We start from the raw sequence: 24899 nt of genomic DNA, 5'->3' as shown, positions 1-24899 counted from the left end.
CTACCTCCAATCGAAAAGGCGAAAAGTACGCTAGAGAAGGACTGAGCAGCCAAAATTGCATCTTTGGCTGCTTATTGTATAAATAGGAAAATGGCTATTCTATCATTTCCAAAAGCTTTGGCACTTCTATTACAAGTAGCTATGGAGATTGATGGACGAACGACTTCCACACGATTAGCGAAAAAATGCAGAGGGATGCGACAAAGTCGCATCCCTCTGCATCAAGAAATCTCGATATGGTGTAGAACTCGTTCAGTTCTAAGTGCTCCATAAGCACCTAAACATAGTACAGAAAAAAGAAGGGAGAAAAGTGACGCTAGTCACTTTTCTCCCTTCTAAACTATCACCACTCGGTAATGTTGTACCACACGTCCCGTCCAAAGCACTGCGAAAACTAGCGCAACCAGGTTAGGCTTTTAAAGGACGCTTACCGCTATTTTTAAAATTGTAGATGGCCTTCAATATATGCTTTTACATCTGCGATTGGCATTCTTGTTTGTTCCATAGAATCACGGTGACGTACTGTTACTTGACCATCTGTTTCAGAGTCGAAATCGTATGTGATACAGAATGGTGTACCAATTTCATCTTGACGACGGTAACGTTTACCAATAGATTGTGACTCGTCATAATCTACCATAAAGTGTTTGCTTAAGTCCGCAAATAAAGATGTAGCACCTTCAGATAATTTTTTAGATAAAGGTAGTATCGCTGCTTTTACTGGTGCAAGTGCAGGATGGAATCGTAATACAGTACGCGTGTCATCGCCTTCCAGTTGCTCCTCGTCGAAAGCTTCACATAGGAAAGCAAGTGTAACACGGTCTGCTCCTAATGAAGGCTCGATGCAATATGGTACATATCTTTCGTTTGTTAATGGATCAATATAGTTAAAATCTTCACCAGAATGCTCCATATGCTGTTTTAGGTCAAAATCAGTTCTGTCGGCAATACCCCATAGCTCGCCCCAACCAAATGGGAATTTAAATTCGATATCTGTTGTAGCATTGGAGTAATGAGAAAGTTCGTCTTCAGAGTGGTCACGTAAACGAATGCTATCCTCTGAAACGCCTAATTTTAATAACCAATCTTTACAATAGCTGCGCCAGAATTCGAACCATTCCATATCTTCACCTGGTTTACAGAAAAATTCTAATTCCATTTGCTCGAATTCTCTTGTACGAAATGTGAAGTTACCTGGTGTAATTTCGTTACGGAAACTTTTACCTACTTGTGCTATACCAAAGGGCATTTTTTTACGCATCGAACGTTGGACATTTTTGTAGTTAACAAAAATACCTTGTGCAGTTTCAGGGCGTAAGAAAATTTCATTTGTTGAAGCTTCAGTCACACCTTGGAACGTTTTGAACATTAAATTGAACTGGCGAATTTCTGTATAGTCAAAAGCACCACATGATGGACACACAACTTCATGTTCCTTCATGATTTCTTCCATTTTCTCGAATGAAAGACCGTCAATAACCATTTCAATCCCTTTTTTCTCAAGTACATCTTCAATAATTTTATCGACACGGTGTCGTGATTTACACTTTTTACAGTCAATCATAGGATCGTTAAAATTACCGATATGTCCAGAAGCAACCCATGTTTTTGGGTTCATTAAAATTGCAGCGTCTAGGCCTACATTATAAGGAGATTCTTGAACAAATTTTTTCCACCATGCTTTTTTTACATTGTTTTTTAATTCCACACCTAGTGGACCGTAATCCCAAGTGTTCGCCAATCCGCCATAAATTTCAGACCCTGGGAAAACAAATCCTCTTTGTTTAGCTAAGCTTACTACGTTTTCCATTGTAAATTTCATAAAAATACCTCCATTTTATTTTATAAATGCTCTTAAAAGGAAAAATAGAGACAAAAAAACTCGTCTCCGGGCCATATTAGCCCGGGGACGAGTTTAATACCCGCGGTTCCACCCCGATTGATTGTAAAAACAATCCTCTTTAAAAGCATAAGCTCCGAGCTGCCGTTTTCCTGTCATGTGGACTTTCACTACCTCCACTCGCTACTGGTACAGTACTTATAATGCTCTTCAACGCTTTATTATTTGTTGCTATTGTATCACGAGCTTCTTTACTTCGCAATAACGGTTAATATAGTATATAATAAATGAGTATTAGTATAACACTTTGAGGCGGTGAGTCCAATCGAACTCAACAAACGGCAAGTCGAAATTTTGGACATTGTAAAAGGTAACGGCCCTATTACTGGTGAACAAATTGCAGAACGGCTTAAATTAACTAGGTCTACTCTTAGACCAGATCTTGCTATTTTAACAATGGCTGGATTTCTAGATGCTCGCCCGCGCGTTGGATATTTTTATTCTGGCAAAAAAACAAGCCAAGCAATTTCCGATAATATTGCACAAATGCTCGTAAAGGATTTTCAGTCTATTCCAATCGTGGTGGATGAAAGCATGACTGTATATGATGCAATCTGTCATATGTTTTTAGAAGACGTAGGATCATTGTTCGTCGTTGATAAAAAATCACTATTATCTGGTGTTCTTTCGAGAAAAGATTTTCTACGCACTAGTATAGGAAATCAGGATTTAAATAAAATCCCAGTACATATGATTATGACAAGAATGCCAAATATTACGTACTGTTCTAAAGAAGATACGATTATCGAGGTAGCAAATAAATTAATGAGTCGTCAAATTGATTCATTACCAGTTGTAAAAACAGGAGAAGATGGATTAGAGGTAGTTGGGAGAATTACGAAAACAAATATTACACGAGCTTTCTTATCTTTAGCTGACGACCATGATCTATGAGGAGTGAAACGATGAAAATGCTAAACCTGTTTATAGTCTCAGATTCTATCGGAGAAACGGGCGAACTAGTAGCAAAAGCGGCAATAAGTCAATTTAGACCTGGTCTACAACATACAAAATTGAAAAGATTTCCTCATATTGATTCTTTGGATCATATTAAAGAAATTACGGAACTGGCAAATGAACAAAAGGCAATTATTTTGTATACGCTTGTTCAGAAGGGCATGCGAGATGCTCTTATCAAATATTGCGATCTGTATAATTTAGAATCGGTTGATTTAATTGGTCCAGTAATCAATTTATTGGAGAAAAATTTAGAAGAAAAGGCTTTTGAAGAGCCTGGGTTAGTTCGGAAGTTAGATGAAGATTATTTTAAGAAAATCGAAGCAATTGAATTTGCAGTAAAGTATGATGATGGTAGAGATCCAAGAGGCGTATTACAAGCAGATATTGTTTTAATAGGCGTTTCTCGCACTTCTAAAACACCATTATCCCAGTATTTAGCGCATAAAAGATATAAAGTTGCTAATGTACCACTTGTTCCAGAAGTGGAGCCACCAGAAGAGCTTTTCTTAGTAGATCCTGCTAAATGCTTCGGATTAGTTATTACTCCAGAAAAATTAAACACGATTCGCAAAGAAAGATTAATAGCTATTGGTTTAAATGATGATGCAAGTTATGCTAAAATAGATCGTATCAACGATGAAATCGCCCATTTTGAAAAAATCGTACAAAAAATAGGGTGTAGAGTAATCGATGTAACAAATAGAGCAGTAGAAGAAACTGCTAATGTAGTGATTAACCATGTACAGCAAAAATAATTTTATGATATAAGAGCCGATTCACATTTGTGAAAAGGTTTTTTTGTATGGAGAATCGAATAAAGTATAGATTAATAAAATAAAATGTTTTATAATAGTTATTTGTGGAAAAAGGATAATAACTATATGAAACTTTTTTTTGAATTATTTTGTCGATTCTTGCAGGATTTTTCTTGATTCTCTCGAATTAATACAAAGTAGCAAGTAAAGCTGGTGAAATAATGACAAATCGTATAGAAGAACAAGTTATCGAACAAGTTAGAAATAACACAGATATTGTCGATGTAATTAGTGAATATGTTCAACTTACGAAAAGAGGTAGAAATTATTTTGGCCTATGTCCTTTTCACGGTGAACAAACACCCTCTTTTTCAGTAACCTCAGAAAAACAAATTTTTCATTGTTTTGGATGTGGGGCTGGCGGAAACGTAATTACATTTTTAATGGATATCGAAAATCTGTCTTTCCAAGATGCAGTAAGTAAACTTGGAAGTCGAATAGGTTTAACGATTGAAGAAAGCTCCTCCAATAATTCAGAAGTAAAAGCACCTGTCTCAAAAGAAGTGTCAATCATGAAAAAAGCGCATGAATTTGCAAGCGATTATTTTCATCATTTACTACTTCATACGGAGGAAGGGGAAAATGCATTAAATTACTTAGAAGAAAGAGGGTTTTCTACACAACTTATCGAAAAGTATAAAATAGGTTGGTCACTTCCTAATTGGGATGCTCTAACGACCTTATTAGAACGAAAAGGTATGGATTTACAAGAAATTGAGAAAACTGGGCTCATTATCAGAAAAGAAAATGAATTAAAGTATTTTGATCGTTTTCGAGGAAGAATAATGTTTCCCGTCTTTGATGAAACCGGGCAAGTAATTGCTTTTTCTGGAAGAATACTTGAGAAAAATGAAAATGAAGCAAAGTATTTAAATAGTCCAGAATCTCCTATTTTCCAGAAAAGCCAAGTACTTTATAACTTAGATAAAGCTAGACTAGAAATTCGAAAGCAACGCAATGTTGTTGTTTTTGAAGGTTTCTTAGATGTGATTGCAGCATCTAAAGCTGGAATAGAAAATGGCGTTGCAACAATGGGAACTGCATTGACGTCTCAACATATAACAAAACTGAATAGATTAACCTCAAACGTCACACTATGTTATGACGGAGATAAAGCTGGTATGGAAGCGGCTAAAAGAGCAGCAAACTCTTTGCAAGCTCAAAACATTCAAACTGAAGTCGCAATCATACCAGATGCAATGGATCCAGATGATTATATTAAAAACTATGGGGAAGAGGCTTTTCAAACGAAAATTATTGAGAAGCCCCATTCTTATTTATCTTTTATGATGATTGTTTCGAAAAGAGACAAAAATTTTAATAATGAAAACGATACGCTGCAGTATATTCAAGAGATCTTGGAAATACTGAGTGAAAGAAACTCTTCCGTAGAGCGTGACCTATATATTCGACAACTTTCGCAAGAGACGAATGTATCAGAAGAAGCAATTTATCAGCACTTACGAAAACTGCAAGGAAAAAAGGCAAAACAATTTAAGAATGAGCAGTCCGATCCTCTGCCACCTCAGCAAGAGATGACTAAAAAGAAGAGGACTATATCGGCAGATGAAAGAGCAGAAAGAATTCTACTTTCTCATATGCTACACAATGCACAAGTAATTGATATAGCTCGAAATAATAGTGGGGAACAATGTTTTATTAGAGATGCCTACGAGGCTGCTTATGTAAGATTAACTGGATATTATGAAGATTATCCAGACGGTGACTATCAGCGATTTTTAGAAGTACTAAACGATGCAGAGCTTAGGAAAATAGTTATGGAAGCAGCGCTCTCAGAACGTGATCCAGATCATGAAACAGAGGAAGTCATGGACTGTTTGCGCCATATTCGAAAATACCGGATAGAGCAACAAATTGAACGGAAGTTACAGGAAGCAAAAGAAGCAGAGAAAATGGCTGACATGGCAAAAGCACTAAAATTAGCCCAAGAGGCGATTCAGTTGAGAAAATCTTTAGCAACTTTTGTGTAATTATCCGGTAGTAAAAGGAGGAATTCTTATGGCGGACAAGTCTGAACGTACAAAAGAAACGGATATTGAATTATCATTAGCAGAAGCAAAAAAACAATTAATCGAACTAGGTAAAAAAAATGGTGAGTTAACTTATCACGATATAGCAGAGAAACTTGCTTCCTTTGACTTGGAATCCGATCAAATCGAAGAGTTCATTGATCACCTAGAAGGTAAGGGGATTGAACTTGGCCGAAAAGATGGCGATGAAGAAGACTTAGACCGTTTAATGAAAGGGAAAGAAGAAGAAACTTTCGATCTAAACGATTTAAGTGTTCCTCCTGGTGTAAAAATTAATGACCCAGTGCGTATGTATTTAAAAGAAATAGGTCGTGTTGATTTATTAAAAGCATCTGAAGAAGTTGCATTGGCTGAACGAATTGAGCAAGGTGATGAAGAAGCTAGAAAACGTCTAGCAGAAGCGAACCTTCGATTAGTAGTAAGTATTGCTAAGCGTTACGTTGGTCGAGGTATGCTTTTCTTAGATTTAATCCAAGAAGGTAATATGGGACTTATTAAAGCGGTTGAGAAGTTTGACCATCGTAAAGGGTTCAAATTTAGTACGTATGCAACGTGGTGGATTAGACAAGCGATCACTCGTGCGATTGCAGACCAAGCTAGAACCATTCGTATTCCTGTGCATATGGTTGAAACAATTAATAAATTAATACGTGTACAACGTCAATTACTACAAGACTTAGGTAGAGAGCCATCTCCAGAAGAAATTGGAGAAGAAATGGATTTACCTGCAGAAAAAGTGCGTGAAATTTTAAAAATTGCGCAAGAGCCCGTTTCATTAGAAACTCCTATTGGAGAAGAAGATGATTCCCATTTAGGTGATTTTATCGAAGATGCGGACGCTCAATCTCCATCGGATCATGCAGCTTATGAGCTTTTAAAAGAGCAATTAGAAGATGTGTTAGATACATTAACAGACAGAGAAGAAAATGTACTTCGCCTTCGTTTTGGTTTAGATGATGGACGTACGAGAACACTTGAAGAAGTAGGTAAAGTATTTGGTGTTACACGTGAGCGTATTCGTCAAATTGAAGCGAAAGCTTTACGTAAACTTCGTCATCCATCTAGAAGTAAACGTCTTAAAGACTTTTTAGAATAGAATTGAAAGACATCCACTATCTAAAGAGAGCAATGCAAAAAGGATAAAAACATCCAGTTTCATAATAAAAGCGCCCCCAAATTATGTGAAAACATAAATTGGGGGCGTTTTTATTGAATATGAATGATAGATTATACCTTTTACTGTGAATGGTCTTTTTGAAAGGCGTTTATTCGTATAAATGTTAGTGTCTTGCAGTGCCCCTAAAGGCTGTCTTTTTTTCAATCCAGTATAAATGGTATACTATTGTCAATTGTATAATGAAATGAGGATGTGTAATGTCACTTCAGCGTAAACAAATCATCTTAAATGAAATAGCTTTCTGGAAGAAAAATAAGCTTCTTCCGGAACATTATTGTGATTTTTTAACCGCATTGTATGCACAAGGAGAATTAGTAGAACAAGAGAAACCTACCAAAGCTGTACTTTCAAAAGAGAAGAAGAATTTGTTACTACCAGTGGCTATTGGAATCTTGACAGGCCTATTACTAGTGGCACTAATATTTATGTCTACTGCTGTTTTGATTCCTATTATTGCTTCTGGAATTGCTGTTTTCGCATTCTTATACATAGCTATTAAACTAGCAAAAACGAAATCGATTATGACTCCGCTATTATTCGTATTTTCCGCATTACTACTTTTAGGATTGTCTTTTAAAGTATGGGAGATTTATTTTGATAATTATCCTCTCCTGTTGATTGGATTAATCATCGGAAATTGTTTACTATGGCTATTTTCCGGATTACTACTGAAACTAGTTTATTTCAGCATTTCTGGCATTTTAGGAATTGTACTTATAGTATTCTACGTTTTTAAACTTTATCTTTAAGGAACTTGTAATTTAGCGAAAATACCAACTGATTAGCGAAAATCAGCATTCAAGCAAGCTTAAATGATAGAGAATCTTACTAATAGATAATAAGTTTCTTAAGCGTAAACTAGTGCACTATATAAAATTGATTGATAGAAAATTGGATAAATATAGAGTTGGAGTTGTCTTACTCTTAAGTTTATTTATCTAATAAAATCTGTCTTTCAAGTTCTTTTATACTTGGACTTGGAGAACAGATTTTTTATATACTGTAAATTTACAGTTTTTTTAGTATAATAAGAATGTAAGCGTTTTTTTTGCAAAGGGGATGGAAGAGATGAATTTCGATTTGACGCAAGAACAGCAAATGGTACGAAAAACAATTCGTCAGTTTGCAGATGAAGTGGTTGCTCCTGGTGCAATGGAGCGAGATAAAACAAAAGCATTTCCAAAAGAAATCTTCAAACAGTTAGCCGACATGGGGATGATGGGCTTACCGTTTGCAGAGGAGTATGGAGGAGCCGGTGCAGACACCATAAGTTTTGCGATTGTCACAGAGGAGCTAAGTCGAGCATGTGCTTCGACCGGTATAACGTATTCTGCTCATATTTCGTTAGGTGGTGCTCCTCTAAGTTTGTTTGGAACAGAAGAGCAAAAGCAAAAATATTTAGTTCCAATATGTACAGGTGAATCTTTTGGTGCTTTCGGATTAACAGAGCCTAATGCAGGATCAGATGCTGGAGGAACGCAAACGACTGCAAAAGAAGATGGTAATGATTTTGTGATAAATGGAAATAAAGCATTTATTACAAATGCTACCTATGCAAAACATTTAGCATTAACAGCTATTACAGATATAAAGGATGGCGAAAAAGAAATTTCTGCCATAATTGTACCAACTGATGCAGATGGATTTACAGTTATAGATAACTATGAAAAAATGGGATTAAATGCTTCTAATACAACCGAATTGGTTTTAGAAAATGTTCGAGTTCCACAAGAAAATTTACTTGGTAAACGAGGAAATGGATTTAGACAATTTTTAGTTACATTAGACGGTGGACGAATTGGTATCGGTGCTATGGCAGTAGGAATTGCGCAAGCTGCTTTTGATCGTGCGATTCGCTATTCAAAGGAGCGTAAACAATTTGGTAAAACACTTTCTGAATTCCAAATAACGCAGTTTAAGTTAGCGGATATGGCAATGAAACTCGAGCTAGCTCGAACGATGGTATACAAAGCGGCTTGGTTAAAGGACCAAGGGCGTGCATTTGGTAAAGAAGCTTCCATGTGTAAGTTATATGCTTCCGAAATTGCCATGGAAATAGCAGACCAAGCAATTCAAATTCATGGTGGCTACGGTTATATGAAAGAATATGAAGTAGAACGTTTTATGAGGGATGCTAAACTATTAGAAATAGGTGAAGGTACCTCGGAAGTACAACGTATGGTAATCGCAAGGCATTTAGGTTGTTAGTTTAATAATGTGTCGAAATTGTCACAAAGCGTGAAAACTTCCTCTTTAGGCTTTTCGTTTTCGTTAGAATGCAGTACAATATTAGTGTTGACTAATTCTATTAGAAAAGATTGTATTTAGAGGGAGGGTTTACAATGCAAAAGAATCCAATAATTCCATTTATCTTAATCATGGCATTTGGTATCGGTCTAATTTTCTTCTTATCTGTTGATGGAGTAAATAATAAAGAAGAAATGGCAACGGAGCATGCTGCTGAAGGTGGCGGTGAAGAAGCGGCAGCAGGTAACTTTGATCCTGAAGCTCTTGCTCAAGGTAAATGTATCGGTTGTCACGGTAACAGTTATGAAGGTGGTGTGGGACCAAAATTAGTAGGAACTGCACTTTCTGAAGAGGAAATTAAAGAAGTATTAGCAAAAGGTAGAGGCGCTATGCCAGCTGGCTTAGTACCAGAAGAAAACCTAGACGCTATGGCTACTTGGGTTAAATCTTTAGAGTAACCAATAATTCTAATAAAGAGGCCTCTGATTCTGTATAGAATCGAGGTCTTTTTTACTTGAATAGTGCGTAAGTATAAAATTTTGCTCTTAGAGATTACAGGCGTCATACGCTTTTCTTTGCTATAATGTTAAAAGAAGAGGTGTTTACTATTGAATGCAAAAAATTTATCGGAAAGACTAAAAACGGTCGCTTCCTTTGTTGAAAAAGATACTATTTTAGCGGATATCGGAAGTGATCATGCCTATTTACCTTGTTACTTAGTGCATGCAGGAATAATTTCAAACGCAATTGCGGGTGAGGTTGTAAAAGGACCTTTTGAATCGGCACAAAAGCAAGTGAAAAGTGAAAATTTAGAAGAAAATATAGATGTACGTTTTGGAAACGGTCTAGAAGTTGTAAAAGAAGAAGATAATGTAGGCACCATTACAATTGCCGGAATGGGAGGTCCACTAATTGCTTCTATTTTAGAAGCAGGAAAGAAAAAACTCTCCACAGTGGATACATTAATTTTACAACCTAATATTCATGCGAAAGCAATTCGGGAGTGGGCAATAAAAGAGAAGTGGAAAATTGTAAATGAAACGATACTAGAAGAACATGATAAGATTTATGAAATTCTAGTACTTAAAAAAGGTAAAATGGAACTGACTGATGAAGAACTGTTATTAGGCCCAATATTGCTGAAGGAAAAATCACCTGTTTATAAGAAAAAATGGAAGAATGAAATTAACGAATGGCAACGAATTATTGACCAGTTAAATAACATACCATTGACAACAGATGTTCAGTCGAAGAAAGAGGAACTGCAGACAAAAGTCGCATTGGTGAGGGAGTTGCTATAAAAAATGAAGGAAACAAATGGTCAACAGCTTATCTCACTATTTGAACAATGGGCCCCTAAGTCGCTTGCTGTAGAAGGAGACCCCGTAGGACTTCAAATAGGTACTCTAAATAAGCCTATCTCCAAAGTGCTCGTAACACTAGACGTCAACCCTGATGTAGTACAGGAAGCAATAGATAGCGATTGCCAACTTATCATCGCACACCATCCACCGATTTATCGAGGGTTAAAAAATATGCGTACAGATTTACCACAAGGAAGCTTAATAGAAAAACTAATTAAGCATGACATTGCAGTATACGCAGCGCATACTAATTTAGATATAGCTACTGGTGGAGTTAATGATTTACTCGCAAATCAATTACAATTGGAAAATGTGAAAATCTTAGAACCAACGTCTACCGAGAAGTTGATGAAACTAGCGGTGTTCACTCCAAAAGAATCGACAGAGCAAGTAAGAGGTGCTTTAAATACAGCAGGAGCTGGTCAAATTGGAGAGTATGATGCATGTAGTTTTACTTCGAGTGGGGAAGGGCGTTTTAAACCTTCTGAAAATGCCGATCCTTATATAGGTAAAGCGAATGAACTTACCGTAGTAAAGGAAGATAAAATAGAGGTTGTTTTTCCAGTTACTATGAAAAATCGACTATTAAAAGCTTTGCTGTCTATTCATCCTTATGAAGAACCAGCATATGATCTAATCTTATTAGAATCAGAAGTGAACGAAAAAGGACTTGGAAGAATTGGTACATTGCCAAACCCAGTCACACTTGCAGAATATGCACGAACAGTAAAACAGCAGCTTGGTGTCCCATTTGTACGGGTGGTTGGAGATATGAAGAAGACTGTTCAAAAAATTGCTGTGCTTGGTGGAGACGGTAATAAATACATTCAAATTGCTAAAAGAGCAGGTGCGGATGTCTTTATAACTGGAGATTTGTACTTTCATGTGGCGCAGGATGCAGAGGCTATTAACCTAGCTGTAATTGATCCAGGCCATCATGTGGAGCAGATTATGAAAGTAGGAGTTGCTGATTATATGAATTCAGCATGTAACGAAAAGAAACTTGCATGTACATTCATTCCATCTAAGCTTTCAACAGAACCATTTCAGTTAGTATAAGAAAAAGCTGCTTCCGAGGAAGCAGCTTTTAACTATTGCATTGTATATGGTTCAATTCGATTGACTGGTTTTGGAACTTTTATTTTCGGTAGAATCTTTTCCAACTGTACTTTTTTCGTAGTATCATGAGTAGAAAGGTCATTTGGGTCGTATTTCTCTAAAAATTGAATGACTTCTTTCACAATTGGTGTAGGAGTAGATGCTCCAGCGGTAACCGCTACATGCTGAACATTTTCTAACCATTCTAGCTTCAATTCCGAAACGTCTCCTATTCGATAAGAAGGTGTATCTGCAATCTCCTCCGAAACTTGTGTCAGTCTATTAGAGTTATTACTCATCGGATCACCAACAACAATTAATAGTTCAGCTTCGCCTGCTTGTTGGGCAACAGCTTCTTGTCTTACTTGTGTAGCAAGGCAAATTTCTGAATGCACATCAATATGCGGATACTTTTCTTGTAGTTTTTCCATCAAGTGTTTAACATCCCATTGGGACATAGTAGTTTGATTCGTTACGAGTAGTTTATCCGTATTTAGTGTTAAATGTTCAATATCCTCTAATGATTGGACAAGGTGTACCTTATCTGGCGCTACGCCGATAGCACCTTCTGGCTCCGGATGCCCTTTTTTACCAATATAAATGATGTCAAAGCCTGCTGCCGTTTTTTCTTTAATCAAATCATGAGTAACTGTAACGTCAGGGCAAGTAGCATCAATAGATACTAATCCTTTTTGACGAGCAAGTTCTTTTACTTCTGGGGATACCCCATGTGCAGTGAAAATTACAGTACCTTTGTCTACTTTGGAAAGGATATCCAAACGATTTTCACCATCTAACGTAATAATTCCATCTTTTTCAAAAGCATCTGTCACATGTTTGTTATGGACAATCATTCCTAAAATATATATTGGCCGAGGGAGAGATTTGTCAAGTGCAGCATTACGAGCAATTACCATTGCATCCACTACACCGTAACAATATCCTCTAGGCGAAATTTTTTGTACAATCATTTCTGAAACTCCCTTCAATACGAGCATACTCATATTATAACGGAGCACATAGATGATTACAAAAGATTAAAATGGTGGTTGAAAAATTCGTGGAAGAGAAAGCCCATTCGTCACGGCAGCTGCAGCACGTGCAACTGGAGCTGCTGCTGCACCTGCATTAGTAGCTGTTGTAGCTGCAGCGACATTTGGAGCGGCCTGAAACCCTCGATATAGCCTAAGAAGTGCTGGTACATTTTGAATCATTGGTGCAAACTGTCTAACCATTGGTGTAAGCTGTTGGGCTGTGTTAATAAATTTATCAGCGGTTTGTAAATACGACATGGTTCTACCTCCACCAGCACCAGCGCCTCGTTGTGGGGCACCTAAAGCACCGGCGCCTTGCTGAAATCCACCTGGACCTCCTTGCTGGAAGCCACTTGGGCCTCCTTGCTGAAATCCACCTGGGCTTCCTTGTTGGAAGCCACCAAAGGGTCCTTGTTGAAACCCACCTGGGTCTCCCTGTTGAAATCCACCTAGGGCTCCTTGGAACTGTCTAAACAGATTAGTTGCAGGACCGCTTGCAGGACCATTAGTAGGTGGGACAAACATATCTTGAGCAGGTGGGGGCGTATTGAGTGGTGCAGAATTGTTGATATTAAAAAAATCATTTCCACGTGGTTGAGCGAATGGATAAAAAGACTGGTAGCGCATTTTTTCATCTCCTTTCGAACAATACAGACTAATCTATTCTATGCAAATTATACGTTTTATGTACAATCGTGGTACAATAAAGAAATGTGAGGGAGGGACTCAAATGTCCAAATATACAGATTATAATTTTCAGCCTTTTTTGCAAAATGCAATTGATAAACTAGGCTTTCAAGAACCAACGCCAATTCAAAAAGAAATGATTCCTTTAGTTTTAAAAGGGAGAAGTGCGATTGGTCAAGCACATACTGGAACAGGAAAAACACATAGTTTTTTGATCCCAATTGTTGAAAAAATAGATGCTAGTAAACAAGAAGTACAAGCAATTATTACATCACCAACAAGAGAACTTGCAACTCAAATTTATAAAGAGTTGAATAAGCTAGTAGAAGGTACAGAAATACAAACAAAACTATTCATTGGTGGTACTGACAAAGCACGTTCCATTGAGAAATTAAAGACGCAACCACAAATTGTTGTTGGAACACCAGGAAGACTGCGTGACTTAACTGTTGAACAAGCATTACTTGTGCACACTTCAAAAATTCTAGTAGTAGATGAAGCGGATTTAGCATTTGACCTTGGATTTATAAATGAAATTGATCAGTTCGCATCTCGTATGCCAGAACAATTAGAGATGTTTGTATTCTCTGCTACTATTCCTGAAAAACTACAACCATTCTTGAAAAAATATATGGACTCACCAGTGCATATTAAAATGGGAGATAAACGTCCAGTTGCTGATGGAATCGACTTTACCGTTGTCCCAGTCCGTAGTAAATCACGTAAAAAACGTTTGTTGGATGTAATCGAAGGGATTAATCCATACTTAGCGATCATTTTTACGAATACGAAACAGCATGCGGATGAAGTAGCTAATTACTTACAAGGTAATGGAATAAATAAGGTTGGGGTTATTCATGGAGATATCTCTCCTCGTGATCGCAAACGTGTGATGAAACAAATTCATGAACTAGAGTTCCAATATATTGTAGCTACTGATTTAGCTGCACGTGGTATTGATATTCCAGGAGTAAGTCATGTTATTAACTACGAAATTCCAGAGGATTTAGAGTTTTTCATTCATCGTGTGGGAAGAACTGCTCGTGCTGGTTTAACTGGTACAGCAATTACTTTATATGAGCCTTCTGATGAAGATGCATTAGTTCGTATTGAAAAAATGGGCATACCATTAGAGCACAAGGATGTTGTAAATGGTGAGTGGTCTGAGTTAAAAGAAAGACACGCTCGTAAAAATCGTACAAAAAATGAAAATGAAATAGATGCAAAAGCGAAGTCTATGGTGCGTAAACCGAAAAAAGTAAAACCAGGCTATAAACGTAATATGAAATGGGAAATGGATAAAGTGAAGAAAAGAGAACGCCGTATTAAAAACCGTCAGAAATAAGGAGGTTTTCCATTGCTTTTAGGATCACATGTTTCGATGAGTGGAAAAGACATGCTTCTTGCATCAAGCAAAGAAGCAGCTTCATATGGTGCAAATACATTTATGATTTATACGGGTGCACCTCAAAATACTCGTAGAAAACCAATCGAGGAACTTAATATAGAAGCAGGCTTACAACATATGAAAGATAATGGGATGTCTAACATTGTTGTACATGCACCGTATATTATTAATCTTGGCAATACAACTAAGCCAGAGACATTTGCTTTAGGCGTTGACTTCTTACAAAAAGAAGTGGAACGTACAGCAGCAATTGGTTCAACTCAGATCGTGTTACATCCAGGAGCTCATGTTGGAGCAGGAGCTGAAGCTGGAATTCAGAAAATTGTGGAAGGCCTTAATGAAGTGTTAACACAAGATTTCCCTGTCCAAATTGCTTTAGAAACAATGGCAGGAAAAGGCTCTGAATGTGGGCGTACATTTGATGAATTAGCCCAAATTATTGATGGAGTTAGCAATAATCATCGTCTGTCTATTTGTTTAGACACTTGTCATATTCACGACGCTGGCTATGATATCGTAAATGATTTCGATGAAGTGTTAAATCAATTTGATAAAATTATCGGTATCGATCGTTTAAAAGTACTCCATATTAATGATAGTAAAAATGTGCGTGGAGCAGCTAAAGATCGACACGAGAATATTGGCTTTGGGGAGATTGGCTTTGATGCGCTCCAATACGTAGTGCATCATCCACAGCTAACGGATATTCCGAAAATCTTAGAAACACCTTTCGTAGGAGTAGATGCTAAATCGAAACAAGCTCCATATAAATACGAAATTGAAATGCTTCGTTCCAAAACATTTAACCCTGAAGCAATTGACGCATTACGAGATTAATTTAAAGTACCTTCTTCTTTTCAACGAAAAGAGGAAGGTGCTTTTTCTATTATTTCTTGATATAGCGCGCCTGCCCGTTGTTCTCCAAGTATTTGAATAAGTTTTTGTTGAATGGAAATTGGTACACCAAGCACAAGCCAGGTAATAGATATTTCTTTTAGCAATGGATAGACACCATCCAGTTCTTTATCGGATAATTTAATATCAAACCCTTTAATGATTGTTTTAAATTCTTTTTTGGAGCAACTTTGTAACTGAAGAACAAACTTCGCAATATCCATTAAAACATCCTTTCAAGCAATTTTATTTACACATGACGAGTTTTCCTCTATACTTTAACTTTGTAAATCGTAATCATTATGAATTGGAATAGAGGAAATAAAATGGCTACACCATTAATAAATTTAAATAATATTTCGTACCAATATGAACAAACGAAGGCATTGATTGATATTAATCTAACGATTGCAGAAGGAGAATTTTTAGCAATCATTGGGCCAAATGGATCTGGAAAGTCTACATTATTAAAAATAATGCTAGGCTTATTAAAACCGACTAAAGGAGAGGTATTTCTTTTCGGTAAGCCAGCCAATCAATTCAAAGGAAAAGAATTGATAGGGTATGTGTCCCAAAAATCAAATTCATTTAATACAGGATTTCCGGCGACAGTAGGGGAAGTAGTGCGAAGTGGATTAGTGAAAAAAATAGGATTATTTCATCGTTATCCGAAAGATGTGCAAATGCAAGTTCGACAAGCTCTAAAAGCAGTGGGTATGGAGCAATTCGCTGGGAAGAACATTGGAGATCTATCTGGTGGGCAACAACAGCGTGTTTTTATTGCAAGAGCCTTGATTAGTAACCCTAAAGTATTAATATTAGATGAGCCAACCGTTGGAGTAGATAGTAAAAATGTTCGTTCGTTTTATCATATGTTATCGCATTTAAATCGGGAACATAATATCACAATTGTACTAGTTACACATGATGTAGATGCGGTTTCCAAAAGTATTAGTCATGTTGCTTGTCTTAATCAGCGTATACATTTCCACGGATTTAAGAATGATATGGAAGCAATGAGTGAAGAACAATTAGAAGCGTGGTATGGCCACGCAGTTCGCAAAGTGGAACATCGAAGCGAGGTGCAATCATGATCGATTCGATCTTTCAATATCAATTTCTCCAAAATGCATTTGCATCCGGCCTAATCATTGGGGTTATTGTACCTCTTTTGGGCGTATTTATAGTTGTACGTAGACTTTCCCTAATAGCTGATGCACTGAGTCATGTTACACTTGCGGGGATTGCAGGAAGCTTGTATTTGAGTCAATCAATAGGTGCTTTAGCGGTATTAAATCCTTTATATTTGGGTATTGTGGCTTCGGTTACAGGTTCTTTATTTATTGAAAGATTACGCAGATTATATAAACATTATGAAGAATTAGCAATTCCAATCATTATGTCAGCAGGATTAGGTTTTGGAGCTATTTTTATCTCGTTAGCAGAAGGGTTTAGTTCTGATTTATTTAGTTATTTATTTGGCTCTGTATCTGCTGTTAGTCGGCAAGATTTGTGGATTGTATTATGTATAGCTTTTATCGTTGTATTATTTTTAACGCTATTTTTCAAAGAATTATTTGTTCTGTCGTTTGATGAAGAATATGCGAAAGCTTCTGGATTACCTGCGAAGTGGGTTCATTTGTTATTTATGATTGTAATTGCATTAGTTATTGCTGGGTCTATGCGAATTGTTGGCATTTTGCTAGTGTCATCGTTAATGACATTACCAGTAGCTGCAGCAATGCGTATTTCCAAAAGCTTTAAGCAAGCGATCATTTTTTCAGTATTATTTGGAGAATTAGCTGTCATTATTGGGTTAGTAAGTGCGTTTTACTTAGATTTAGCTCCAGGGGGTACCATTGTTGTAACATCTATTGTTATCTTACTTCTTACTATTTTGTCGAAAAAGATGGGGAGAAAGGGAGTTGAGTCTCCGTGAATATAGAAAAAGCATGGGATATTCTTAAAAAAGAAAGCTTTAAAAAAACAGATAAAAGAGAGCAAATCTTAAAAATTTTTTCAGAAACCACAAAGTATATAACAGCTAGAGATATTTTAAATGTCATGATGGAAGAGCATCCAGGGATGAGCTATGATACGATCTATCGCAATTTAAGTACGTTTGTAGAGCTTGGTATTTTAGAAGAAACAGAGTTAACAGGAGAGAAGCATTTCCGTATGCAATGTGAAATGGACCACCATCACCACCATTTTATTTGCATGAGATGCGGCAATATAAAAGAAATTAATTTTTGCCCAATGGAAGTAATTCAAAATTCGATACCAGGCTACCAAATTGAAAAACATAAGTTTGAGATTTACGGGAACTGTCCGGAATGTCATTGAAAAAAATAAGAAGTAGTGAGGGCCAATATCCATGGCTTTCACTACTTTTTTTATTATAGGCTCTATTAAATTAGGTTGTTGTTTTTTAGAAGTATAAAATTTGTGATGAATCTGCGAGATTATGTATCGCTTATATTACAAAGCCAATTGTACAATTTGTTCAAATCAAAAGATATTTATAACTGGAAGTGAAAAAATTAATCGGTAATTTTACCATATATCCTTCTTGTAAAAGAGCTAATGATCCGTTTTTTTTGAGAGGTACTAGAGCTCCCAAAATTTAGGCACTATATGTATAGGTGCTTTTGGAGTGCTTGGAACTGAACGAGTTCTACACCATTATCGAGATTTCTTAATGCAGAGGGATGCGACAAAGTCGCATCCCTCTGCATTTTTTTCGATAATCGTGTGGTAGTCGTCCGTCCGTCACTCTCCAAAGCCACTTGTAATAGAAGTGCCAAAGCTTTTGGAAATGAAAGAATAGCCACTTTCCTATTTATACAATAAGCAGCCAAAGATGCAATTTTGGCTGCTCAGTCCTTCTCTATTGTATTTCCGCCTCTTCATTTTGAAGGAAGTGTCGCTTTTCAATATAGCACCACTATATTGCAGGCATTAACTTTGCAAAAAATAAGCAAGGAACACATGATAGAAAGCGATAGAGTGCCTGAAATTGCATCTTCAGGCACTTCCACTATAAATAAAAAGGTAGCTATTCTTTCATTTTCCAAATCAATTGCCGTTTTATTTTGAACGTTGTAGGTAAGTGGCGGACAAATATCCACAACAAGATTATCGGAAATAGTGTAGCAGGAAGTGACGCAGTCACTTCCTGCTACACTTAGCCCTCGGTAATGATGTAGTGATCATTTCGTCCAAAGCGAAATCAAAAACGTACAAGTGCAAAATGGGATTCTTGCGCATTTCTCGTGAAATTTTTAATGGGGCAAATTGGATAATCAACAGCCGTGTAATGGATATTCTCCTTATACTTTTAATAAGAAGAAAAAAGGATAACCCTTTGAAAGGTTATCCTTATCTCGTTTATTTTATTGCCATCGCAAATTCTTTTTCAATCCATTCATTTGCTTCCAGCCAATTATTCACACGAATTACACCTTTTGGAGCAGCTTGTTGATTGTATGGTGTATTAAATAATAAAACAGGGATATCCAATTCTTCATGAATTTCCACTGCATTGTCATGCTTATCTTCAAAGAAGACATGGACGCCATGTTTTCTAGCAGTTTCGATTTTATTATGCGTGCCAATTAACTCAATATGATCATACAGTAACTCTTGTTCTTTAAACCAATTAAGCGTGACATCTCTTACATTTTCTCCACGTGCAGAAATGAAAAATAACTCATACTTTTCCTTCCATGCGGACAAAACAGCGTGTGCGTCTGGCTGAATTGGAGAAGTTGCATAAATAACTGATTCTTCTTTTTTAAACCATTCGTAAAACTCTTTTTCGGTCACTGGAAATGCTTTAGTTAAATCATATTCTTTAATGTCGTCTAATTGTAAATTGCAATTAAACGCACTATTAATATGAGGAAGCAAAGAAGTAGGGCATGTTACGGTCCCGTCTATATCGATTCCGAATCGAATGTTCGTCATTTCAACATCTCCTTATGCTTGTTGTTTCTCTATCTCTTGTTGTTTTTCTAATTCTTGCTTTGCAAAATACTCTGCAGCTATTTTATCGATTTCGATTTTTAATTCGTCAACCATAGTTGCTTCTGGTACTTTACGAACTGTTTTCCCTTTACGGAATAAAAGACCTTCTCCGCGAGCCCCTGCAATCCCAATATCTGCTTCTCGAGCTTCACCAGGACCGTTAACTGCGCATCCTAAAACTGCAACCTTAATCGGTGCTTTAATATGAGAAATATATTCCTCTACTTCATTTGCAATCGAAATTAAGTCGATTTCAATACGACCACATGTAGGGCAAGAGATTAAAGTAGCTGCATTAGATGATAAAGCAAATACTTTCAAGAGTTCACGAGCCACTTTTACTTCTTCTACAGGGTCAGCACTTAATGAAACGCGCATTGTATTTCCTATACCCATAGAAAGCAATGTCCCTAAACCAGCAGCACTTTTAATTGAACCGGCAAAAAGTGTTCCGGATTCTGTGATACCAAGATGTAGAGGATAATCAAATGCTTGAGATGCTTTACGATATGCTTCAATTGCTAGTGTTACATCAGAAGCCTTCATCGACACGATAATGTCGTGAAAATCTAAGTCTTCTAGAATTTTAATATGATGTAGTGCACTTTCAACCATACCATCTGCAGTAGGGTATCCATATTTTTCTAGAATTTTTTTCTCAAGAGAACCAGCATTTACTCCAATGCGAATTGGAATACCTTTTGCTTTAGCTGCATTTACAACAGCTTCCACTTTTTCTTTACGTCCAATATTACCTGGGTTAATGCGAATTTTATCTGCACCTTGCTCAATAGCAATAAGAGCAAGTTTATAGTCAAAATGAATATCCACAACTAGTGGAATATTAATCCGTTTTTTAATTTCACCGATTGAATACGCAGCACGTTCATCTGGACATGCGACACGAACGATTTGACAACCCGCTTCTTCTAGTCGCAAAATTTCTGCAACTGTTGCTTCTACATCGTGTGTTTTGGTTGTCGTCATACTTTGAATAAATAGTTCGTTACTGCCACCTATTGTTAAGTCTCCAACTCGAACGGGACGAGTTTTGGAACGATGAATTATTTCACTCATGAAATTCTCTCCTTCTTGAGGCTTTATGCCATCACTATCCTTCATTTTATCAGTCTTTCTAATGAAATGACAAGGAAGAAACTTCTACCTATTATTTTTTGCATTGCGCAGATGCTGTGTACACCGGTAACAATACTTTTTCTCCAGCTCTGAATGTTTGATTGACAAGGTGTGGATTCAATGTATAAAAGTCACTTAACCTTTCCGTAAAAGAAATGGATTCATTGGAAGGGTATATTGCAAATAAGGAATATATAGTATCTCCAGCAACAACCTCTACGGAAATAAAATCGAGCGTTTCTAAACATTTTTCGACTTCAGGTTCATTTGAATAAGCGAGTGGAATTGTTCCTTCAAATAAATCTACTTTCACAATATAGAACGAGATTAAGAGTAGAATAGTTGCTACGAATATTTTCATGAAAAAACCTCCTTGTCAAAAGTTATGCAGGACAAGGAGATTATATGATTATCTTTTAATAGGATAGTATTTAGAAGCTAGAGTTAAATAGATAATGGTAATCCCATAGATTATAAGCTGAATATAGGTACTCGACCATTGTAATAACGCGAAAATTATAGACAACATCATCGATAAAGTACTAGCAAAGAGTGTAGTTCGCCAAATATGACGATATTCACCTTTTCGTTTTCTCAACTGAAGTATAAGACTGCCAATATATGCAAATATACTTATGCGTACAAAGATTAATAACGTATTTAATACAAATAAAAAAACAAAAGCAAAAGGATAGAGTAACCAAAGAATTTCAGAAAAATATTCGAGTATTCCTTCCATACTTGTATGTTGGCCAGAAATTCCGTTTATAAAAAGAACGAAAGAAATAATAGACATAATGAAAATATAACAAAATATGTACTGCATCACTTTGCCAATCGTAATGAGTCGAAAAGCGGCAATTTTTTTTGGACTATGTAAACTTGCTTTGAAAATTTGGAATAAACTCATGGAAGACACCCTTTCTAAGTTATTTTAACATTTTTTGAAGATAGGAAACAAAAAAATGATTCGAAAGTGTTAAGAAATTATAAAAGTATATACATTCTCTTTACATTTCCTTTATACTTTAGTTTTGTAAAGTACATGTGAAAATTGTCGAAATGGGAGTTGAATTACGACATGGAGCTGAATTGGCAACAGATGCTCTTTGAATTTTTTGGCGGATTGGGAATTTTCTTGTTCGCAATTAAGTTTATGGGTGACGGCTTACAAAAAGCTGCTGGAAATAAATTACGAGACTTGTTAGACCGATATACAACTAATCCATTTATGGGAGTTATAGCTGGGTTACTTTTTACAGTACTAATTCAATCGAGTGCAGGGACGATTGTTATAATAATTGGACTTGTTAGTGCCGGTTTTATGACACTTCGACAGTCTATTGGAGTTATTATGGGTGCTAATATAGGTACAACTATTAAGGCATTTGTATTCGGTTTTGAAATAGGAGATTATGCATTACCAATTATGGCGATAGGTGCATTTTTCATTTTCTTTTTTAAAAAGAGGCCGATCCAAAACGTAGGAGAGGTGATCTTTGGATTTGGTGGACTATTTTTAGGTTTAGAATTAATGATGAGTGGGATGAGCCCACTTCAACAGCTTAATAACTTTACAGATTTCACTTTAAGTATGAGTAATCAGCCGTTATTAGGAGTTATTGCTGGAACAGTGATGACCATGCTTATTCAAAGTTCAAGTGCATCTGTAGCCTTTTTACAAGGATTTTATTCAGAGAATTTAATCTCTTTAAGAGGTGCGTTACCCGTTTTATTTGGAGATAATATTGGGACGACGATAACAGCGATACTTGCTTCTTTAGGTGCATCGGTTAGTGCAAAGAGAGCAGCTGCATCACATGTATTATTTAACGTCGTAGGCGCATTTGTCTTCCTAATTTTTTTAACACCATTTACGTTGTATTTAGAATGGATTTCGAGTGTTCTATCATTAGAAAATAAAATGCAGATTGCATTTGCACATGGTACGTTCAATGTTGTAAATGTTATTCTACAGTTTCCACTGATAGGTGCATGGGTATTTTTGTTAGTAAAATTATTACCTGGTGAAGATACGATGGTAAAATATAAACCAAAACATTTAGAAGAGGATTTTATAGAAGAAGCTCCATCAATTGCAATAGGGCAAGCAAAAGAAGAGATTTTAAGGATGGGGAATTTTAGCATCCAAGGCCTAGAAAAAACATATGCCTATTTAAAGTTAAGAAATAAGAATGATGCAGAAGAGGCTTATCAATTAGAAGATGCAATTAATCATTTAGATGCGAAAATAACAAATTATTTAGTGAAAATATCGTCACAATCTCTTTCAAGCCAAGATTCAAGTAGACATTTTATGTTATTGGACACGGTACGTGATATTGAAAGGATCGGGGATCATTTTGAAAATATTATTGAATTGATAGATTATCAAGGGGAACATCATTTTGAGCTAACAGCAGATGCAATGAAAGATCTGTCAGAAATGTTTGAGCTGACAATCGATACAGTTAAAAAGGCAATAGAAGCGTTAGATTTAAATGACAATCAATTAGCACGTGAAGTGGCGGAACAAGAAAATGTCATTGATCGAATGGAAAGACAGTTTAGGAAAAATCATATCCTGCGATTGAATGATGGGGTATGTGAAGGGCATGCTGGTGTTATGTATGTAGATGTTTTAAGTAATCTTGAAAGAATAGGAGATCATTCTGTGAATATTGCGGATGCAATTTTAGGTAATCGTGTATGATAGAAATTATCGGTTGGATTTTAATAATTACTAGTTTTATCATTGCTTTTGTTGGAACCTTTTATCCAATTATTCCATCAGTTGTTTTTATGTTACTAGGGTATATATTGTATGGATTATTTTTCAGTTTTGCAGAGTTAAACTGGCTTTTCTGGATAATTCAAGTACTATTCGTTGTTTTATTATTTAGTGCTGACATGGCGGCAAATGCTTTTGGGGTCAAGAAATTTGGAGGTACTAAAGCCGGAGTATGGGGAAGTACAATTGGGTTAATTTTCGGTCCATTTGTGATCCCAATTGCGGGAATTTTAATTGGACCATTCCTAGGAGCGGTCATAGCGGAACTAATCGTCACTCGAGAAGGCATTAAGCAAGCAATTAATTCGGGAATAGGTTCTTTAATAGGTTTTCTTACTTCTTCCGTTGTGAAAGTTATCGTTCTTACCGTCATGTTAGTTGTTTTTATTCTGTTTATCTAAGTTCGGTCAAAAGTATGAGGATATTTTCGGGTGTTTTTAATTGAACGTTTTCTCTTATTTTGATACGCTAATAAACGGAAAGAATTTTACTAAAATATTCTTTAGGAGGAAACAAACATGGCATACGAATTACCAGAATTACCTTATGCGTACGACGCACTTGAACCACATATCGATAAAGAAACGATGAATATTCATCACACGAAACACCACAATACTTATGTAACAAACGTAAATAACGCTTTAGAAGGATATGCAGATCTTCAAGGGAAATCAGTTGAAGAGTTAATTGCAGACATAGACGCACTTCCAGAAGGAATTCGCACTGCAGTTCGTAACAATGGTGGAGGTCACGCAAACCATTCATTATTCTGGCAAATCCTTTCACCGAACGGTGGCGGAAATCCAACAGGTGAATTAGCTCAAGCAATTGATGCAAAATTTGGTAGCTTGGATGCATTCAAAGAAGAGTTTGCTAAAGCTGCTACAACTCGCTTTGGTTCAGGTTGGGCTTGGTTATCAGTAGCTAACGGAGAATTAGAAGTTTCTTCAACAGCTAACCAAGACTCTCCAATCATGGAAGGTAAAACGCCATTATTAGGATTAGATGTTTGGGAGCATGCTTACTACTTAAACTACCAAAATCGTCGTCCTGACTATATCGGATCATTCTGGAATGTAATAAACTGGGATGAAGTATCAAAACGCTACGCTTCTGCGAAGTAATTAAAAATACTTAATAATTACCTCTGTTAAATTACACTGTTATTTTTAGAAGGATAAATTTTGTGACGAAAATCCGCGAGATCCCTGCGGAAAAACGGGCTGACAAGACCCCCAAGCGGGCTTACGAGTGAGGAGGCTTGGGAGTTCGTCCGCGGAAAGCGAGCGGATTTTCGTCCATAA

Annotated in this window: 25 protein-coding genes; 17 read left to right on the top strand and 8 right to left on the bottom strand. The window is 36.4% G+C overall.

Features of this window, described 5'->3' with window-relative positions:
* Positions 1-439: 439 nt before the first annotated feature.
* Entirely contained in the window at positions 440-1822 is a 1383-nt protein-coding gene (locus tag MHH81_RS13065) for a glycine--tRNA ligase (RefSeq protein WP_340921916.1), read from the bottom strand.
* 333 nt (positions 1823-2155) lie between these two features.
* Here MHH81_RS13065 and MHH81_RS13060 point away from each other — a divergent pair, with 333 nt between their 5' ends.
* The 9 genes from MHH81_RS13060 (at position 2156) to MHH81_RS13020 (ending at position 11573) form a co-directional block, all read left to right on the top strand.
* Complete coding sequence (locus MHH81_RS13060) at positions 2156-2794, top strand: helix-turn-helix transcriptional regulator (protein ID WP_340921914.1); 639 nt, start codon at positions 2156-2158, stop codon at positions 2792-2794.
* Positions 2795-2805: 11 nt separating this feature from the next.
* Positions 2806-3615 carry a pyruvate, water dikinase regulatory protein gene (locus MHH81_RS13055; protein ID WP_340921913.1) on the top strand — a complete coding sequence of 270 codons (810 nt, stop codon included), beginning with the start codon at positions 2806-2808 and terminating at the stop codon, positions 3613-3615.
* Positions 3616-3836: 221 nt separating this feature from the next.
* Positions 3837-5666 carry a DNA primase gene (dnaG, locus tag MHH81_RS13050; protein ID WP_340921911.1) on the top strand — a complete coding sequence of 610 codons (1830 nt, stop codon included), beginning with the start codon at positions 3837-3839 and terminating at the stop codon, positions 5664-5666.
* A gap of 28 nt (positions 5667-5694) precedes the next feature.
* Positions 5695-6822, top strand: coding sequence for an RNA polymerase sigma factor RpoD (gene rpoD / locus MHH81_RS13045; protein WP_340921909.1), 1128 nt, complete (start codon positions 5695-5697; stop codon positions 6820-6822).
* Between the two features lie 278 nt (positions 6823-7100).
* Positions 7101-7652 carry a hypothetical protein gene (locus MHH81_RS13040; protein ID WP_340921907.1) on the top strand — a complete coding sequence of 184 codons (552 nt, stop codon included), beginning with the start codon at positions 7101-7103 and terminating at the stop codon, positions 7650-7652.
* A gap of 319 nt (positions 7653-7971) precedes the next feature.
* Positions 7972-9111, top strand: a complete 1140-nt coding sequence (locus MHH81_RS13035) for an acyl-CoA dehydrogenase family protein (protein ID WP_340921905.1) — start codon at positions 7972-7974, stop codon at positions 9109-9111.
* Positions 9112-9245: 134 nt separating this feature from the next.
* On the top strand, positions 9246-9608 hold the full coding sequence (gene cccA, locus MHH81_RS13030; RefSeq protein WP_340921903.1) for a cytochrome c550: 363 nt from the start codon (positions 9246-9248) through the stop codon (positions 9606-9608).
* Positions 9609-9758: 150 nt separating this feature from the next.
* The gene (locus tag MHH81_RS13025; protein ID WP_340921900.1) at positions 9759-10451 is read left to right on the top strand and encodes a tRNA (adenine(22)-N(1))-methyltransferase; all 693 of its coding nucleotides are present in this window, start codon (positions 9759-9761) and stop codon (positions 10449-10451) included.
* Positions 10452-10454: 3 nt separating this feature from the next.
* Positions 10455-11573 carry a Nif3-like dinuclear metal center hexameric protein gene (locus MHH81_RS13020; RefSeq protein ID WP_340921898.1) on the top strand — a complete coding sequence of 373 codons (1119 nt, stop codon included), beginning with the start codon at positions 10455-10457 and terminating at the stop codon, positions 11571-11573.
* Positions 11574-11605: 32 nt separating this feature from the next.
* Here MHH81_RS13020 and MHH81_RS13015 read toward each other — a convergent pair whose 3' ends face one another.
* On the bottom strand, positions 11606-12583 hold the full coding sequence (locus MHH81_RS13015; protein ID WP_340921896.1) for a 4-hydroxy-3-methylbut-2-enyl diphosphate reductase: 978 nt from the start codon (positions 12581-12583) through the stop codon (positions 11606-11608).
* Between the two features lie 66 nt (positions 12584-12649).
* Complete coding sequence (vrrA, locus tag MHH81_RS13010; RefSeq protein ID WP_340921894.1) at positions 12650-13273, bottom strand: VrrA/YqfQ family protein; 624 nt, start codon at positions 13271-13273, stop codon at positions 12650-12652.
* Between the two features lie 103 nt (positions 13274-13376).
* On the opposite strand from vrrA, the gene MHH81_RS13005 reads away from it, so the two are divergent.
* Together MHH81_RS13005 and MHH81_RS13000 are read left to right on the top strand one after the other, a co-directional pair.
* Complete coding sequence (locus MHH81_RS13005; RefSeq protein ID WP_340921892.1) at positions 13377-14678, top strand: DEAD/DEAH box helicase; 1302 nt, start codon at positions 13377-13379, stop codon at positions 14676-14678.
* A gap of 12 nt (positions 14679-14690) precedes the next feature.
* On the top strand, positions 14691-15578 hold the full coding sequence (locus MHH81_RS13000; protein ID WP_340921891.1) for a deoxyribonuclease IV: 888 nt from the start codon (positions 14691-14693) through the stop codon (positions 15576-15578).
* Between the two features lie 20 nt (positions 15579-15598).
* On the opposite strand, the gene MHH81_RS12995 is transcribed toward MHH81_RS13000, so the two are convergent.
* Entirely contained in the window at positions 15599-15859 is a 261-nt protein-coding gene (locus MHH81_RS12995) for a hypothetical protein (RefSeq protein ID WP_340921888.1), read from the bottom strand.
* Between the two features lie 102 nt (positions 15860-15961).
* Between MHH81_RS12995 and MHH81_RS12990 the strand changes: the two genes are divergently transcribed.
* The 3 genes from MHH81_RS12990 to MHH81_RS12980 are packed head-to-tail and all read left to right on the top strand — an operon-like array spanning position 15962 to position 17981.
* Entirely contained in the window at positions 15962-16729 is a 768-nt protein-coding gene (locus tag MHH81_RS12990; RefSeq protein ID WP_340921886.1) for a metal ABC transporter ATP-binding protein, read from the top strand.
* Positions 16726-17574, top strand: coding sequence for a metal ABC transporter permease (locus MHH81_RS12985; protein WP_340921885.1), 849 nt, complete (start codon positions 16726-16728; stop codon positions 17572-17574). Before MHH81_RS12990 ends, MHH81_RS12985 begins: the two co-directional genes overlap by 4 nt.
* Complete coding sequence (locus MHH81_RS12980) at positions 17571-17981, top strand: Fur family transcriptional regulator (RefSeq protein WP_340921882.1); 411 nt, start codon at positions 17571-17573, stop codon at positions 17979-17981. The genes MHH81_RS12985 and MHH81_RS12980 overlap by 4 nt, the downstream gene beginning before the upstream one ends.
* 1044 nt (positions 17982-19025) lie before the next feature.
* On the opposite strand, the gene MHH81_RS12975 is transcribed toward MHH81_RS12980, so the two are convergent.
* From MHH81_RS12975 to MHH81_RS12960, 4 genes are all read right to left on the bottom strand, one after another.
* Entirely contained in the window at positions 19026-19604 is a 579-nt protein-coding gene (locus tag MHH81_RS12975) for a hypothetical protein (protein ID WP_340921880.1), read from the bottom strand.
* 12 nt (positions 19605-19616) lie between these two features.
* On the bottom strand, positions 19617-20741 hold the full coding sequence (ispG, locus tag MHH81_RS12970) for a flavodoxin-dependent (E)-4-hydroxy-3-methylbut-2-enyl-diphosphate synthase (RefSeq protein WP_340921878.1): 1125 nt from the start codon (positions 20739-20741) through the stop codon (positions 19617-19619).
* 91 nt (positions 20742-20832) lie between these two features.
* Positions 20833-21162 (bottom strand): hypothetical protein, encoded by a 330-nt coding sequence (locus MHH81_RS12965; RefSeq protein ID WP_340921876.1) that lies wholly within the window; start codon positions 21160-21162, stop codon positions 20833-20835.
* 48 nt (positions 21163-21210) lie between these two features.
* Positions 21211-21711 carry a DUF1189 family protein gene (locus MHH81_RS12960; protein ID WP_340921874.1) on the bottom strand — a complete coding sequence of 167 codons (501 nt, stop codon included), beginning with the start codon at positions 21709-21711 and terminating at the stop codon, positions 21211-21213.
* A gap of 171 nt (positions 21712-21882) precedes the next feature.
* On the opposite strand from MHH81_RS12960, the gene MHH81_RS12955 reads away from it, so the two are divergent.
* The 3 genes from MHH81_RS12955 (at position 21883) to MHH81_RS12945 (ending at position 24719) form a co-directional block, all read left to right on the top strand.
* A complete protein-coding gene (locus tag MHH81_RS12955; protein WP_340921872.1) occupies positions 21883-23514 on the top strand; it encodes a Na/Pi cotransporter family protein in 1632 nt (543 codons plus the stop codon).
* The gene (locus MHH81_RS12950; RefSeq protein ID WP_340925243.1) at positions 23514-23993 is read left to right on the top strand and encodes a DUF456 domain-containing protein; all 480 of its coding nucleotides are present in this window, start codon (positions 23514-23516) and stop codon (positions 23991-23993) included. Before MHH81_RS12955 ends, MHH81_RS12950 begins: the two co-directional genes overlap by 1 nt.
* A 117-nt stretch (positions 23994-24110) precedes the next feature.
* Complete coding sequence (locus tag MHH81_RS12945; RefSeq protein ID WP_340921870.1) at positions 24111-24719, top strand: superoxide dismutase; 609 nt, start codon at positions 24111-24113, stop codon at positions 24717-24719.
* Positions 24720-24899: the final 180 nt, after the last annotated feature.

This window comes from Psychrobacillus sp. FSL H8-0484, assembly GCF_038005325.1.
Lineage (GTDB): Bacteria > Bacillota > Bacilli > Bacillales_A > Planococcaceae > Psychrobacillus.
The sequence above is the reverse complement of the archived record's forward strand: the minus strand, read 5'-3'. Positions and strand labels throughout refer to the sequence as shown.

Coding starts and splice junctions, on each gene's coding strand:
- rpoD (WP_340921909.1), top strand. CDS start 5,695: ATGGCGGACAAGTCTGAACGTACAAAAGAAACGGATATTGAATTATCA.
- cccA (WP_340921903.1), top strand. CDS start 9,246: ATGCAAAAGAATCCAATAATTCCATTTATCTTAATCATGGCATTTGGT.
- MHH81_RS12960 (WP_340921874.1), bottom strand. CDS start 21,711: ATGAGTTTATTCCAAATTTTCAAAGCAAGTTTACATAGTCCAAAAAAA.
- MHH81_RS12945 (WP_340921870.1), top strand. CDS start 24,111: ATGGCATACGAATTACCAGAATTACCTTATGCGTACGACGCACTTGAA.
- MHH81_RS13040 (WP_340921907.1), top strand. CDS start 7,101: ATGTCACTTCAGCGTAAACAAATCATCTTAAATGAAATAGCTTTCTGG.
- MHH81_RS12955 (WP_340921872.1), top strand. CDS start 21,883: ATGGAGCTGAATTGGCAACAGATGCTCTTTGAATTTTTTGGCGGATTG.
- MHH81_RS13055 (WP_340921913.1), top strand. CDS start 2,806: ATGAAAATGCTAAACCTGTTTATAGTCTCAGATTCTATCGGAGAAACG.
- MHH81_RS13005 (WP_340921892.1), top strand. CDS start 13,377: ATGTCCAAATATACAGATTATAATTTTCAGCCTTTTTTGCAAAATGCA.
- MHH81_RS12985 (WP_340921885.1), top strand. CDS start 16,726: ATGATCGATTCGATCTTTCAATATCAATTTCTCCAAAATGCATTTGCA.
- MHH81_RS13065 (WP_340921916.1), bottom strand. CDS start 1,822: ATGAAATTTACAATGGAAAACGTAGTAAGCTTAGCTAAACAAAGAGGA.
- vrrA (WP_340921894.1), bottom strand. CDS start 13,273: ATGCGCTACCAGTCTTTTTATCCATTCGCTCAACCACGTGGAAATGAT.
- MHH81_RS12990 (WP_340921886.1), top strand. CDS start 15,962: ATGGCTACACCATTAATAAATTTAAATAATATTTCGTACCAATATGAA.
- ispG (WP_340921878.1), bottom strand. CDS start 20,741: ATGAGTGAAATAATTCATCGTTCCAAAACTCGTCCCGTTCGAGTTGGA.
- MHH81_RS12965 (WP_340921876.1), bottom strand. CDS start 21,162: ATGAAAATATTCGTAGCAACTATTCTACTCTTAATCTCGTTCTATATT.
- MHH81_RS12995 (WP_340921888.1), bottom strand. CDS start 15,859: ATGGATATTGCGAAGTTTGTTCTTCAGTTACAAAGTTGCTCCAAAAAA.
- MHH81_RS13020 (WP_340921898.1), top strand. CDS start 10,455: ATGAAGGAAACAAATGGTCAACAGCTTATCTCACTATTTGAACAATGG.
- MHH81_RS12975 (WP_340921880.1), bottom strand. CDS start 19,604: ATGACGAACATTCGATTCGGAATCGATATAGACGGGACCGTAACATGC.
- dnaG (WP_340921911.1), top strand. CDS start 3,837: ATGACAAATCGTATAGAAGAACAAGTTATCGAACAAGTTAGAAATAAC.
- MHH81_RS13035 (WP_340921905.1), top strand. CDS start 7,972: ATGAATTTCGATTTGACGCAAGAACAGCAAATGGTACGAAAAACAATT.
- MHH81_RS13015 (WP_340921896.1), bottom strand. CDS start 12,583: ATGATTGTACAAAAAATTTCGCCTAGAGGATATTGTTACGGTGTAGTG.